The following is a 14,322-nucleotide window of genomic DNA, read 5'->3' on the forward strand; positions in this document are numbered from 1 at the left end:
GGAAGCCGTGGTCGAGTCCGAAGCCGTGGTCGAGTCCGTGGCCGCGGCTGTGGCGGCTGTGTCCGTGTACGGCTGCCGTTCGGGCCGGGGGCCCGGGCGTGCTTGAGGTCAGCTGACCGCGCGGGTCAGGTCCGCGGTCAGCTCCGGGCGGTCGACGCGCTCGATCCGTACGGAGTCGCAGTCCACCCACCGCGCCGCCTCGAGCAGCGCCTGCGCCACCGCGGGCACCGCCTTCGGGCCCTCCAGGGACACCTGCTTGGCCACCAGGGTGCTGCCCTCGCGTGCCGGGTCCACCCGGCCGACCAGACGGCCGCCCGCGAGGACCGGCATCGCGAAGTAGCCGTACACCCGCTTGGGCTTGGGGACGTACGCCTCCAGGCGGTGGGTGAAGCCGAAGATCCGCTCCGTGCGCGCGCGCTCCCAGATCAGCGAGTCGAACGGCGAGAGCAGCGTCGTGCGGTGGCGGCCGCGCGGGGGTGTGGCCAGCGCCAGCGGGTCCGCCCAGGCCGGCTTGTCCCAGCCCTCCACCGTCACCGGGACCAGACCCGAGTCCGCGACCACCGCGTCGAACTCCTCGCCCTTCAGGCGGTGGTAGTCGGCGATGTCCGCGCGCGTGCCCACCCCCAGGGACCGGCCCGCGAGGGCGACCAGGCGGCGCACGCACTCCTTGTCGTCCAGCTCGTCGTGCAGCAGCTCGTCCGGGATCGCGCGCTCCGCGAGGTCGTACACCCGCTTCCAGGAGCGGCGCTCGGTGCACACCACCTCGCCGTACATCAGCGCGCGCTCCACGGCGATCTTGGAGTCGGACCAGTCCCACCACTCGCCCTTGTTCTTCGCGCCGCCCAACTCCGTCGCCGTCAGCGGGCCTTCGGCGCGGAGCTGCTTGATGACCTGGTCGTACGCGCCGTCCGGGAGGTCGTGGTGCCAGTGCGGGCGGGAGCGGTAGGCGCGGCGGCGGAAGGCGAAGTGGGGCCACTCCTCGATGGGGAGGATGCAGGCCGCGTGCGACCAGTACTCGAACGCGTGGGGTGGGGACGGGGGTTCGCCGGGGGTCGTCGGCGTCCAGTACGCCGACTCGACCTTCTTGCGGCCTACCGCGCCCAGGCGGGCGTACGGGATCAGTTCGTGCGAGCGGGCCAGGACCGAGATCGTGTCCAGCTGGACCGCGCCCAGGTGCCGGAGCACGCCTCGGACCGCCGACCTGCGGTCGGGGGCGCCCAGGAAGCCCTGGGCCTTGAGGGCGATGCGGCGGGCCTCGTCGGCGGAGAGGGTCAGCTCGGGGCGCGGCATGCTCGTCGTCATGGTCGGAACGATAGGGGGAGGGTCTGACAGCGGCGGTGCGGGGCGTTGCCCTGCGTGGGGCGCCCCAGTCCCGCCCCTTTCCCGAAGCCGGGGTGCTGCGCCCCTGGTCCCCAGCCCTGCGCGCGCATCCCCGTGCGGTGGGGCGGGGGCGCCGTCGAATCGGCGCTCCGCGCCTCGCCCTCAAGCGCCGGACGGGCTGCACGCTTCGCCGGGGCGGAGGTGTGTCGGGCGGGCTGGGGATCGGTGTCGGGCTCAGGAGCTCGTCGTCGGGCTGGGGAGGTAGGGCTGGAGGGACGGGAGGGCTATGTCTGAGGGGAGCAGGGCGCCTACCCAGCAGTCGCGGAGGGTGCCCTTGTTGAGGAGGGCCGCGCGCAGGGTGCCCTCGATCGTGAAGCCCGCCTTCTCGGCGACCGCGCGGGAGCCGTGGTTGCCGACCTCCGCGCGCCACTCCAGGCGCGTGCAGCCCAGGCGCTCGAACGCCCAGTGGGCCACCGCCTGCACGATCTCGGTCATGTAGCCCTGGCCCCGATGCTCGCTGCCGGTCCAGAAGCCGATCTCCCAGGCGCCCGAGCGCGGGTGGTGCAGGCTCGTCGCCGCGAGCAGCGGGCCGCCGCCGCGCGGGCGCACCGCCCAGGTGTACTCCATGTCGTACCGCCAGCCGTCCGGCACCATGCGGCCGACGAAGCCCTCGGCGTCCACGCGCGCGTAGGGCGACGGGATCGTGGTCCAGCGCTGGATCTCGGGATCCTGGCAGGCCGCGTACACCTCGTCGATGTCGTCCGGCGTGAAGGTGCGCAGCAGCAGGCGCTCGGTGGTCAGTGTGACGGGCTCCATCGGCTGATTCTGCTCGTGGCGGCCCGGACCACGCCAGCGGTTTGTGCGGGAGGGCGGGAGGGAGGGCGGGGAGGGCGGGGAGGGAGGGGGACGTGGGGCCGGGTGCGTGGGGCCGAGGGTGGGTGAGGGAGGATTTGGGGCGTGGGGCGGCACCTTCGTGGGTGCCCGGGCGTTGACGTAATGGCAGACCTCCCGGCACGGCCGGGTCCTCGCATACGATGGCCGTTGCCCGACGAGTAAAACCGACCGTGCCAGGCCCGACCGGCAAGGAGACCAACCCCCGTGTCCGTCCTCTCGAAGATCATGCGTGCAGGCGAAGGCAAGATCCTGCGCAAGCTGCACCGCATCGCGGACCAGGTCAACTCCATCGAAGAGGACTTCACCGCCCTCTCCGACGCCGAGCTGCGCGCGCTGACGGCGGAGTACAAGGAGCGCTACGCCGACGGCGAAACGCTCGACGACCTCATGCCGGAGGCGTTCGCGACCGTGCGCGAGGCCGCCAAGCGCGTCCTCGGCCAGCGCCACTACGACGTGCAGATCATGGGCGGCGCGGCCCTGCACATGGGTTATGTCGCGGAGATGAAGACCGGTGAGGGCAAGACGCTGGTCGGCACGCTGCCCGCGTATCTGAACGCACTCTCGGGCAAGGGTGTGCACCTGATCACGGTCAATGACTACCTGGCCGAGCGCGACTCCGAGATGATGGGCCGCGTCCACAAGTTCCTCGGCCTGAGCGTCGGCTGCATCCTCGCGAACATGCCGCCCGCCGAGCGCCGCGAGATGTACAACCGCGACATCACGTACGGCACGAACAACGAGTTCGGCTTCGACTACCTCCGCGACAACATGGCGTGGTCGCAGGAGGAACTGGTCCAGCGCGGCCACAACTTCGCGATCGTGGACGAGGTCGACTCGATCCTCGTCGACGAGGCGCGTACGCCGCTGATCATCTCCGGCCCCGCCGACCAGGCCACCAAGTGGTACGGCGACTTCGCCAAGCTGGTCACCCGCCTCACCAAGGGCAAGCCCGGCGAGCCCCTCAAGGGCATCGAGGAGACCGGGGACTACGAGGTCGACGAGAAGAAGCGCACCGTCGGCATCCACGAGTCCGGCGTCGCCAAGGTCGAGGACTGGCTGGGCATCGACAACCTCTACGAGTCGGTGAACACCCCGCTCGTGGGTTACTTGAACAACGCCATCAAGGCCAAGGAACTGTTCAAGAAGGACAAGGACTACGTCGTCATGGACGGCGAAGTCATGATCGTTGACGAGCACACCGGCCGTATCCTCGCCGGTCGCCGCTACAACGAGGGCATGCACCAGGCGATCGAGGCGAAGGAAGGGGTGGACATCAAGGACGAGAACCAGACCCTCGCGACGATCACCCTGCAGAACTTCTTCCGCCTCTACAAGCGCCACGACCACGAGGGCAAGGAAGTCCCCGGCCTCTCCGGCATGACCGGTACGGCCATGACCGAGGCCGCCGAGTTCCACCAGATCTACAAGCTGGGCGTCGTCCCGATCCCGACGAACCGGCCCATGGTCCGCGTCGACCAGTCGGACCTGATCTACCGCACCGAGGTCGCCAAGTTCGCCGCCGTCGTCGACGACATCGCCGAGAAGCACGAGAAGGGCCAGCCGATCCTCGTCGGCACCACCTCCGTCGAGAAGTCGGAGTACCTCTCGCAGCAGCTCTCCAAGCGCGGCGTCCAGCACGAGGTCCTGAACGCCAAGCAGCACGACCGGGAGGCGACGATCGTCGCCCAGGCCGGCCGCAAGGGCGCCGTCACCGTCGCCACGAACATGGCCGGACGAGGCACCGACATCAAGCTCGGCGGCAACCCCGACGACCTCGCCGAGGCGGAGCTGCGCCAGCGCGGCCTCGACCCGGTCGAGCACGTCGAGGAGTGGGCCGCCGCGCTGCCCGCCGCCCTGGAGAAGGCCGAGCGCTCCGTGCAGGCCGAGTTCGAAGAGGTCAAGGCCCTCGGCGGGCTGTACGTCCTCGGCACCGAGCGGCACGAGTCCCGCCGCATCGACAACCAGCTGCGCGGCCGCTCCGGCCGACAGGGCGACCCCGGCGAGTCCCGCTTCTACCTGTCCCTCGGCGACGACCTGATGCGCCTGTTCAAGGCCCAGATGGTCGAGCGCGTGATGTCGATGGCCAACGTCCCCGACGACGTGCCGATCGAGAACAAGATGGTCACCCGCGCCATCGCCTCCGCGCAGTCCCAGGTCGAGCAGCAGAACTTCGAGACCCGCAAGAACGTCCTCAAGTACGACGAGGTCCTCAACCGCCAGCGCGAGGTCATCTACGGAGAGCGCCGCCGCGTCCTGAAGGGCGAGGACCTGCACGAGCAGATCGTGCACTTCATGGACGACACCATCGACGCCTACGTCTCCGCGGAGGCCGCCGAGGGCTTCGCCGAGGAGTGGGACCTGGACCGGCTGTGGGGCGCCTTCAAGCAGCTCTACCCGGTGAAGGTCACCATCGAGGAGCTGGAGGACGAGGTCGGCGACCGTGCCGGTCTGACCGCCGAGTTCATCTCCGAGGCCATCAAGGACGACATCCACGCGCAGTACGAGGCCCGTGAGGCGCAGCTCGGCTCCGACATCATGCGTGAGCTGGAGCGCCGCGTCGTCCTGTCCGTCCTCGACCGCAAGTGGCGCGAGCACCTCTACGAGATGGACTACCTCCAGGAGGGCATCGGTCTGCGCGCCATGGCGCAGAAGGACCCCCTGGTCGAGTACCAGCGCGAGGGCTTCGACATGTTCAACGCCATGATGGACGGCATCAAGGAGGAGTCCGTCGGCTATCTGTTCAACCTGGAGGTCCAGGTCGAGCAGCAGGTCGAGGAGGTCCCGGTGTCGGACAGCGCGCCCTCGCTCTCCAAGGACGGCGTCCAGGACGCGGTTCCGGCCGGCGCCCGCCCGGAGATCCGCGCCAAGGGTCTCGACGCCCCGCAGCGCCCCGACCGCCTGCACTTCCAGGCGCCGAACGCCGAGGGTGGTGTCGACGAGGGCGACTTCGCGACCAACGACCAGCCGTCCGGCAGCACGACGCCGGCGTCCGGCGACGGCCTGACCCGCGCGGAGCGCCGCAAGGCCCAGAAGGGCGGGCGGCGCCGCAAGAAGTAGCGTTCGCCGCACGGAGCGGATCGTGAGGGCCGGGCACCGGGTGGTGTCCGGCCCTTCGTGTGGACGGGCAGTTCGCATGGACAGGCAGTGCGCATGGACAGGCAGTGCGCATGAGCGGGCCGGTTCGCGTGTGCGGAGCCTTCGTGTGGGCGGGTCCTTCGCGGGGGTGGGCGTGGTCAGCTCCTGTGGAGCGGCGGTCCCGCCACCTCCACCGCCGTGCAGCGCCAGCGCTGGTCGTCGCCCCGGTGCAGGCGGAACGCGAGCGCGCGCAAGGCCGTGCCCGCGCCCACACGGGCGAAGACCTCGAAGACCCCGGGGCGGACCTCGTAGTGCCCGACGCGGTGCACGGCCGGGCGGTGGCCGCCGACCGTGTCCAGGGGGCGGCTCTCGGCGAGGCGGGCCAGGTCGTCGTACGCGGTGTGGGCGATGTGACGGGCCACCCAGTGCAGGGGGCGCTGGCCGCTGAGGACCAGCAGCAGGCGCTCGGTGAACAGCTCGCTCGGGTGCGGGGGCGGCTGGACCGGCCTGAGCGGCTGGTGGGGGCGGCGCGGCTCGGGTACGCGGGAGTCGTGGCGGCCGGGCGGGCGGCCTCCCGGCGGCCGGCCGCCCGGGGGCCGCGTGGCCGGTGGACGGGGGTCGCCGGGGCGGCGGCGCGGCCTGGTCATGACCTTGGGCATGGGGGCGGGGGACGGGTGCGGCTGAGCGGCCCCGCGGGGGCCGTGGGCGTGGGCGGGGCGGGAGGCGGTCGAGGGCTCGTGACGCATGGTGTGGCTCCGTTCGGGGCGTCGGGAATCGGGTGCCGGGTGCCGGGTGTCCGGTGCCGGGTGTCCGGTGCCGGGCGTGGGGCGGCAGGCGTGGGGCGGCCGGAGTACCGGGAAGTAACTTGTGCTGGGGATCTTGTACGGCCCGTCGGGTCGGGGCCGCAACGGCCGCCGAGGGGGCCCGCAGGGCAAGGGGCGGTTCACTCATCCGGATGAGCGGGGGTGGTCCGGGGCCCGTGTTCGCCGGGGCCGGGCGGGTGATGACGTGGACCGGGGTGGACGCGGTCGAGGGCTCGGGCGGCAGCTCGAAGGGGGACGCCCGCACGTATCCTGGGGGCCCGTCCCGGGAGTCCTGGAGGCCCCTCCCGGGAGCCTTCGCGACTACGAAAGCGGCCAGCCATGCGCGTGTACGTTCCCCTGACACTGCCCCGTCTCGCGCAGGTGCACGAGGCCGGTGAGCTGGGTCCCGGGCCGCTGACCGCGTACGCCGTGACGCCCGCGCTGCGCGAGTGGTACGTCTCGGACGACCTGGAGGAGCTGGAGTACGCGGCCCTGAACCGGGCGGCGCTGCACTCGCTGCGGCTGCTCGCCGGGGAGCCGGGGACCACGCGGCGGCGGGTCGTCCTCGCGGCGGACGTGCCGGACAGCGCGGCGGTCGTCGATCCCGACCGCGGGCTCGACCGGGGCGCGCTCGGCGAGGTGCGGATCACGGCCGCGCTGCCGTTGGCCAAGGCGGCCGCGGTGCATGTGGACGGCGGGGACGCCGAGGCCGACGTGATCGCGGCGGCGGACGCGCTGGGGGCGGCGGACCAGGGGGACGACGACGCGCAGTTCGTCGTGGACGGGGCCGAGGACCACGAACTGCTCTGGTACGCCACGCAGGAGATCCCGAACCTGGTCCGGCCCGAGGCGTAGCCCCGAGGCGTGGTCCCAGGGGGTGGCCCGAGGCGTGGTCTCAGGGGGTGGCCCGAGGCGTGGTCCCAGGGCGTGGTCACAAGGCCTGGCCCGAGGCATGGCCCCAGGTGGGGCCTGGTCCGGTCGGGTTGTCGGTGGGGCCGGGTACGGTCTTCGGCATGGGGAAGCTACAGCGCGGGGCGCACATCGTCTGGGACTGGAACGGGACCCTTCTGCACGACATCGACGCGGTGATCGGCGCGACGAACGCGTCGTTCCTGGAGATCGGGCTAGAGCCGATCACGCTGGAGCGGTATCGGGAGCTCTACTGCGTGCCGGTGCCGCTGTTCTACGAGCGGCTGATGGGGCGGCTGCCCACCGAGGACGAGTGGCTGGTCATGGACGCGGTGTTCCACAAGCACTACGGGACGCGGGTGGACGCCTGCGGGCTCGCCGAGGGGGCCGCCGAGCTGCTCGCCTCGCGGCAGGCCGAGGGGCGTACGCAGTCGTTGTTGTCGCTCGCTCCGCACGAGCAGCTGGTGCCGTTGGTGCGGCGGCACGGGATCGCCGAGCGGTTCGTGCGGATCGACGGGCGCACGGATTCGTCCCATGCCGGGAAGGCCGAGCGGATGGTGCGGCACCTCGGGGAGCTGGGGGAGGTCGACGCCGGGCGGGTCGTGGTGATCGGGGACGCGTTGGACGACGCCGTGGCCGCGGCGCACGTGGGGGCCCAGGCCGTGCTCTACACCGGTGGGTCGCACAGCCGGGGGAGTCTGGAGGTCGCCGGGGTGCCCGTGGTCGACAGCCTCGGGGAGGCCGTGGAGACCGCGGAGCGGCTGGTCGCCTAGAGGTTCCCCTAGGTCATCGGAGCCAGGTCACCGGCTAGGTCATCGGAGCCAGGTCCCCGGCTAGGTCACCGGAGCCTTCGCCCTCAGTACCGTCAGGAATTCGCGCATCCAGCGGGAGTGGTCCGGCCAGGCTCGGGCCGAGACCAGGGTGCCGTCGACCACCGCTTCCGCGTCCTGGAAGGTGGCGCCCGCCGACTGCATGTCGAGTTCCAGGGCCGGGTAGGCCGTGACGCGGCGGCCCGCGAGGGCGCCGACGGCCGCGGTGAGCAGAGGGCCGTGGCAGATCTGGGCGACGGGCTTGTCCGCGTCGAAGAAGGACTTGAGGATCTTGCGCAGCTCGGGGTCGGCGCGCAGGTACTCGGGGGCGCGTCCGCCCGGGATCACCAAGGCGGCGTACTGACCGGGATCGACCTCGGCGAAGGCCAGGTCGGCGGGCCAGGTGTAGCCCGGCTTCTCGGTGTACGTGTCGAAGCCCGGCTCGAAGTCGTGCACCACGAACTGGAGCTTCTTGCGGGAGGGGGCCGCGATGTGGACGTCGTACCCCTCCTCGCGCAGCCGCTGGAAGGGGTAGAGGACCTCCAGTGACTCCGCCGCGTCACCGGTGACTATCAGGATCTTGGCTGCCATCGCTGTTCGCTCCCAGGGTCGCTGGTGTCGCCAGGGTCGGGTCGCGTGCTGTTCGGTCCGTCACGCTCAACGTGCATCGCCCGGCCGCGTTTGCCAAGAGGGTGCCCGGATAGTGGGTGCCCGCCACGGACAGGACGAGCGCCCGCCACACACGGGACGAGCGCCTGCCGCGCCCCGCACGAGTGCCCGCCGCGCGCCCGTGGCCGGAAAGGCACACGATGAGCGGGGGACGACTGTGCAGACTGTCAAAATTGACCCGCTGGTTTTGTACACATACGGCTCATGACGACTTCCGGGTGCGGGGCGATAGCCTTGTCCCGTGATCAGCGCGATATCCCGCGGAGGCGACGTCGCCTCCGCCCCGCGCCCGGAGACCACGGTGCACACCGACCGTGCCGGGCGCCTCGCTGACGACTCTTCTCAGAGCGGACGTCGCAGACATCGTCGACATCACAGACATCTGAGCCGGCCCACGACTCCGCCAGAATTGGCGGATTTCCGCTCGCTCAGCGCTCATCGCGGCATAACGTCGACTTCGACCGGAGACCCCGTGTCGCGGCGTCATGTCACATCACTTCCTTCTACGTCACGCAACGGCGCGCGACAGGAGTCAGAGGACAATGCAGACCAAGCTGGACGAAGCCAAGGCCGAGCTGCTCGCGCGGGCCGCCCGGGTAGCTGAGAACAGCCCGGTCGGGGGGCGCCTGCCAACGGGAGCACCGACCGGGTCCACGGGCGGGAGCCACGACACCGGCGGCTCGGGGTCGGCCACGGCCCGCAAGGGCGGCAAGGCCCCCGCGGCCGACCAGGCCACCCCCGCGGACCCCTCGAAGGTGCTCGCGTTCCTCCAGCGGTACTACCTCCACACGGCCCCCGAGGACCTGAGCGACCGCGACCCGGTCGACGTCTTCGGCGCCGCCTACTCCCACTACCGGCTGGCCGAGAACCGCCCCCAGGGCACCGCGAACGTCCGGGTGCACACCCCGACCGTCGAGGAGAACGGCTGGACCTGCAGCCACTCCGTCGTCGAGGTCGTGACCGACGACATGCCGTTCCTGGTGGACTCCGTCACCAACGAGCTGTCCCGGCAGGGACGCGGCATCCACGTCGTCATCCACCCGCAGGTCGTGGTCCGCCGCGACCTCACCGGCAAGCTCCTCGACGTACTGCCCGAGGGCCAGGACGTCGGCGCCGAGCGCCCGCACGACGCCGTCACCGAGTCGTGGATCCACGTCGAGATCGACCGCGAGACCGACCGCGCCGACCTGAAGCAGATCACCGCCGACCTGCTGCGCATCCTGTCCGACGTCCGCGAGACGGTCGAGGACTGGGACAAGATGCGCGACGCCGCGCTGCGCATCGCCGACGAGCTGCCGACCGAGCCGACCGCCGACGACGTCCGCGACCAGGAGGTCGAGGAGGCCCGCGAACTGCTGCGCTGGCTGGCCGCCGACCACTTCACCTTCCTCGGCTACCGCGAGTACGACCTGACGGACGAGGACTCCCTCGCCGCCGTCCCCGGCACCGGCCTCGGCATCCTGCGCGCCGACCCGCACCACAGCGAGGGCGACGACCACCACCCGGTCAGCCCGTCCTTCAACCGGCTCCCCGCCGACGCCCGCGCCAAGGCCCGTGAGCACAAGCTGCTCGTCCTGACCAAGGCCAACAGCCGCTCGACCGTGCACCGGCCGAGCTACCTCGACTACGTCGGCGTGAAGAAGTTCGACGAGAACGGCGAGGTCGTCGGCGAGCGCCGCTTCCTCGGTCTGTTCTCCTCGGCCGCGTACACCGAGTCCGTGCGCCGCGTCCCGGTCATCCGCCGCAAGGTCGAGGAGGTCCTCAAGGGCGCGGGCTTCACGCCCAACAGCCACGACGGCCGCGACCTGCTGCAGATCCTGGAGACGTACCCGCGCGACGAGCTGTTCCAGACGCCGCCCGACGAGCTGCGGTCCATCGTCACGTCCGTGCTCTACCTCCAGGAGCGCCGCCGTCTGCGCCTGTACCTGCGCAAGGACGAGTACGGCCGCTACTACTCCGCGCTCGTCTACCTGCCGCGGGACCGCTACACCACCGGCGTCCGGCTGCGGATCATCGACATCCTCAAGGAGGAGCTGAACGGCGCCAGCGTCGACTTCACGGCCTGGAACACCGAGTCGATCCTCTCCCGCATCCACTTCGTCGTCCGCGTCCCCAAGGGCGGCGAGGTCCCCGACCTCTCCGACGCCGACGTCGAGCGCATCGAGGCCCGCCTGGTCGAGGCCGCCCGCTCCTGGGCCGACGGCTTCGGCGAGGCGCTGACCGCCGAGCTCGGCGAGGAGCGCGCGGCGGAGCTCCTGCGCCGGTACGCCAACGCCTTCCCCGAGGGCTACAAGGCCGACCACACCCCGCGCGCCGCCGTCGCCGACCTCGTCCACCTGGAGCGGCTGTCCCAGCAGAGCCGGCAGGACTTCGCGCTCAGCCTGTACGAGCCGGTGGGTGCCGCGCCCGACGAGCGCCGCTTCAAGATCTACCGCTCCGGCGCCCAGATCTCGCTTTCGGCCGTCCTGCCGGTGCTCCAGCGCCTGGGCGTCGAGGTCACCGACGAGCGGCCGTACGAGCTGCGCTGCTCGGACCGCACCAGCGCCTGGATCTACGACTTCGGCCTGCGCATGCCGAAGTCGCAGAACGGCAACGGCGACTACCTGGGCGACGACGGCCGCGGCCGCTTCCAGGAGGCCTTCGCCGCCGCCTGGACCGGCGAGGCCGAGGTCGACGGCTTCAACTCGCTCGTCCTGCGCGCCGGTCTGAACTGGCGCCAGGCGATGGTCCTGCGGGCGTACGCCAAGTACCTGCGCCAGGCGGGCTCCAAGTTCAGCCAGGACTACATGGAGGACACCCTCCTCAACAACGTCCACACCACCCGGCTGCTCGTCTCGCTGTTCGAGGCCCGGATGTCCCCGGACCGCCAGCGCGCGGGCACGGAGCTGACCGACGGGCTGCTCGAAGAGCTCGACGGGGCGCTCGACCAGGTCGCCTCGCTCGACGAGGACCGCATCCTGCGCTCCTTCCTCACCGTCATCAAGGCGACGCTGCGCACCAACTACTTCCAGAGCGCAAGCGCGGGAAGCGACCAGAGGGGTCAGGAGACGGCGGGCGGCAAGCCGCACGGTTACGTCTCCATGAAGCTGGACCCGCAGGCCATCCCCGACCTGCCCGAGCCCCGTCCGGCGTACGAGATCTGGGTGTACTCGCCCCGTGTCGAGGGCGTGCACCTGCGCTTCGGCAAGGTCGCGCGCGGCGGCCTGCGCTGGTCCGACCGGCGTGAGGACTTCCGCACGGAGATCCTCGGCCTGGTCAAGGCGCAGATGGTGAAGAACACCGTCATCGTGCCGGTCGGCGCGAAGGGCGGCTTCGTCGCCAAGCAGCTGCCCGATCCGTCGGTGGACCGCGACGCCTGGCTCGCCGAGGGCGTCGCCTGCTACAAGACCTTCATCTCGGCGCTGCTCGACATCACCGACAACCTGGTCGCGGGCGAGGTCGTGCCCCCGGCCGACGTGGTGCGGCACGACGAGGACGACACCTACCTGGTGGTCGCGGCCGACAAGGGCACGGCGACGTTCTCCGACATCGCCAACGAGGTCGCCGAGTCGTACGACTTCTGGCTCGGCGACGCCTTCGCCTCCGGCGGCTCCGCGGGCTACGACCACAAGGGCATGGGCATCACCGCCCGCGGTGCCTGGGAGTCGGTGAAGCGGCACTTCCGCGAGCTGGGCCACGACACCCAGACCGAGGACTTCACCGCGGTCGGCGTCGGCGACATGTCCGGCGACGTGTTCGGCAACGGCATGCTCCTGTCCGAGCACATCCGCCTGGTCGCCGCCTTCGACCACCGGCACATCTTCATCGACCCGAACCCGGACGCGGCCACCTCCTACGCCGAGCGCCGCCGCCTGTTCGAGCTGCCCCGCTCCAGCTGGGCCGACTACAACAAGGAGCTGCTCTCGGCGGGCGGCGGGATCTTCCCCCGCTCCGCCAAGGCGATCCAGCTCAACGCGCACATCCGCCAGGCCCTCGGCATCGAGACCGGCGGCGCCAAGATGACCCCGGCCGAGCTGATGCAGGCCATCCTCAAGGCGCCGGTGGACCTGCTGTGGAACGGCGGCATCGGCACGTACGTGAAGTCGGGCACCGAGTCGCACGCGGACGTCGGCGACAAGGCCAACGACGCCATCCGCGTCGACGGCGCCGACCTGCGCGTGAAGGTCGTCGGCGAGGGCGGCAACCTGGGCCTGACCCAGCTCGGCCGGATCGAGTTCGCGCGCGCCGGCGGCCGTATCAACACCGACGCCATCGACAACAGCGCGGGCGTGGACACCTCCGACCACGAGGTGAACATCAAGATCCTGCTGAACGCCGTGGTGCAGGCCGGGGACATGACGGTCAAGCAGCGCAACAAGCTGCTCGCCGCCATGACCGACGAGGTCGGCCGGCTCGTCCTGCGCAACAACTACGCGCAGAACGTGGCGCTCGCCAACTCCGTCTTCGAGTCGCCCTCGCTGCTCCACGCCCACCAGCGGTTCATGCGCCGCCTGGTCCGTGAGGGCCAGCTCGACCGGGGCCTGGAGTTCCTGCCCGCCGACCGGCAGATCCGCGAACTGCTCGGCTCCGGCCGCGGCCTCTCGCAGCCCGAGCTGGCCGTGCTCCTCGCGTACACGAAGATCGTGGCCGCGGACGAGCTGATCCACACCTCGCTGCCCGACGACGACTACCTGCGGCGGCTGCTGCACGCGTACTTCCCGAAGGCGCTGCGCGAGAAGTTCGCCGAGCAGATCGACGCGCACGCGCTGCGCCGCGAGATCATCACGACCGTCCTGGTCAACGACACCGTCAACACCGGCGGTTCGACCTTCCTGCACCGGCTGCGCGAGGAGACCGGGGCGTCGCTGGAGGAGATCGTGCGGGCGCAGCTCGCCGCGCGCGAGATCTTCGGGCTCGGCGAGGTCTGGGACGCGGTGGAGGAGCTCGACAACGTCGTGGCCGCCGACGTGCAGACGCGGGTGCGGCTGCACTGCCGCCGCCTCGTCGAGCGCGGCACGCGCTGGCTGCTCAACAACCGGCCGCAGCCGCTGCAGCTCGCCGAGACCGTCGATTTCTTCCGCGCCGGTGTCGGCCAGGTGTGGTCCGAGCTGCCGAAGCTGATGCGCGGCTCCGACCTGGAGTGGTACGAGAACATCCGCGAGGAGCTGGTCGGGGCCGGGGTGCCCGAGGAGCTGGCGCAGCGGGTCGCCGGGTTCTCCTCGGCCTTCCCCGCGCTCGACATCGTGGCCGTCTCGGACCGCATGGGCAAGGACCCGCTCGCGGTCGCCGAGATCTACTACGACCTCGCCGACCGGCTGCGGATCACCCAGCTCATGGACCGGATCATCGAGCTGCCGCGGGCCGACCGCTGGCAGTCGATGGCCCGCGCCTCCATCCGCGAGGACCTGTACGCGGCGCACGCCGCGCTGACGGCCGACGTGCTCGCCGTCGGCAACGGCAGTGCCACGCCGGAGCAGCGCTTCAAGGCGTGGGAGGAGAAGAACGCGGCGATCCTGGGCCGGGCCCGGACCACCCTGGAGGAGATCCAGGGCTCCGACGCCTTCGACCTGGCGAACCTGTCGGTGGCGATGCGGACGATGCGGACGCTGCTGCGCACGCATTCGTAGGTCGTACGTGAACGGGGGCGCCCCGCACCGTCGTGGTGCGGGGCGCCCCCGTCTGTGCGTCCGGCGCCGGTGCGTGCGGCGTCCGTGCGTCCGGCGTCGGTGTGCGTGGGGGTGCGGGTCCGTCCGGCGTCGGTGTGCGGCGGGATGGGGGACACCCGCAGTCTGCGGAACGGGTGATGAGACTGGGCTTATGCCGTTAATTCGGGCATTTGGGCTACGGTGGGTGAGATTGTCTGA

General features: G+C 71.2%; 8 protein-coding genes. 4 read left to right on the forward strand and 4 right to left on the reverse strand.

From position 1 onward, the window contains the following. Positions 1-108: 108 nt before the first annotated feature. On the reverse strand, positions 109-1,302 hold the full coding sequence (locus QUY26_RS24190; RefSeq protein WP_289950095.1) for a winged helix-turn-helix domain-containing protein: 1,194 nt from the start codon (positions 1,300-1,302) through the stop codon (positions 109-111). A gap of 252 nt (positions 1,303-1,554) precedes the next feature. After that, positions 1,555-2,136 (reverse strand): GNAT family N-acetyltransferase, encoded by a 582-nt coding sequence (locus QUY26_RS24195; protein WP_289950097.1) that lies wholly within the window; start codon positions 2,134-2,136, stop codon positions 1,555-1,557. A gap of 282 nt (positions 2,137-2,418) precedes the next feature. Here QUY26_RS24195 and secA point away from each other — a divergent pair, with 282 nt between their 5' ends. Further along, complete coding sequence (gene secA, locus QUY26_RS24200) at positions 2,419-5,271, forward strand: preprotein translocase subunit SecA (RefSeq protein ID WP_289950099.1); 2,853 nt, start codon at positions 2,419-2,421, stop codon at positions 5,269-5,271. A gap of 176 nt (positions 5,272-5,447) precedes the next feature. Here the strand turns inward: secA and QUY26_RS24205 are convergent, their stop codons facing one another. After that, complete coding sequence (locus QUY26_RS24205; RefSeq protein WP_289950101.1) at positions 5,448-6,035, reverse strand: Rv3235 family protein; 588 nt, start codon at positions 6,033-6,035, stop codon at positions 5,448-5,450. 396 nt (positions 6,036-6,431) lie between these two features. Between QUY26_RS24205 and QUY26_RS24210 the strand changes: the two genes are divergently transcribed. Together QUY26_RS24210 and QUY26_RS24215 are read left to right on the forward strand one after the other, a co-directional pair. Then, a complete protein-coding gene (locus tag QUY26_RS24210) occupies positions 6,432-6,947 on the forward strand; it encodes a DUF6912 family protein (protein WP_289950102.1) in 516 nt (171 codons plus the stop codon). A gap of 158 nt (positions 6,948-7,105) precedes the next feature. After that, positions 7,106-7,774, forward strand: a complete 669-nt coding sequence (locus tag QUY26_RS24215) for an HAD family hydrolase (protein WP_289950103.1) — start codon at positions 7,106-7,108, stop codon at positions 7,772-7,774. 60 nt (positions 7,775-7,834) lie between these two features. Here QUY26_RS24215 and QUY26_RS24220 read toward each other — a convergent pair whose 3' ends face one another. Continuing rightward, a complete protein-coding gene (locus QUY26_RS24220) occupies positions 7,835-8,401 on the reverse strand; it encodes a DJ-1/PfpI family protein (protein WP_289950104.1) in 567 nt (188 codons plus the stop codon). A 620-nt stretch (positions 8,402-9,021) separates the two neighbouring features. Here QUY26_RS24220 and QUY26_RS24225 point away from each other — a divergent pair. Next, a complete protein-coding gene (locus QUY26_RS24225) occupies positions 9,022-14,085 on the forward strand; it encodes an NAD-glutamate dehydrogenase (RefSeq protein WP_289950105.1) in 5,064 nt (1,687 codons plus the stop codon). Positions 14,086-14,322 lie beyond the last annotated feature (237 nt).

It is taken from the genome of Streptomyces flavofungini (assembly GCF_030388665.1).
Lineage (GTDB): Bacteria > Actinomycetota > Actinomycetes > Streptomycetales > Streptomycetaceae > Streptomyces > Streptomyces flavofungini_A.

Excerpts from the sequence above, each read along its gene's own strand:
- QUY26_RS24190 (WP_289950095.1), bottom strand. The coding sequence starts at position 1,302 with ATGACGACGAGCATGCCGCGCCCCGAGCTGACCCTCTCCGCCGACGAG.
- QUY26_RS24195 (WP_289950097.1), bottom strand. The coding sequence starts at position 2,136 with ATGGAGCCCGTCACACTGACCACCGAGCGCCTGCTGCTGCGCACCTTC.
- QUY26_RS24205 (WP_289950101.1), bottom strand. The coding sequence starts at position 6,035 with ATGCGTCACGAGCCCTCGACCGCCTCCCGCCCCGCCCACGCCCACGGC.
- QUY26_RS24210 (WP_289950102.1), top strand. The coding sequence starts at position 6,432 with ATGCGCGTGTACGTTCCCCTGACACTGCCCCGTCTCGCGCAGGTGCAC.
- QUY26_RS24215 (WP_289950103.1), top strand. The coding sequence starts at position 7,106 with ATGGGGAAGCTACAGCGCGGGGCGCACATCGTCTGGGACTGGAACGGG.
- QUY26_RS24220 (WP_289950104.1), bottom strand. The coding sequence starts at position 8,401 with ATGGCAGCCAAGATCCTGATAGTCACCGGTGACGCGGCGGAGTCACTG.
- QUY26_RS24225 (WP_289950105.1), top strand. The coding sequence starts at position 9,022 with ATGCAGACCAAGCTGGACGAAGCCAAGGCCGAGCTGCTCGCGCGGGCC.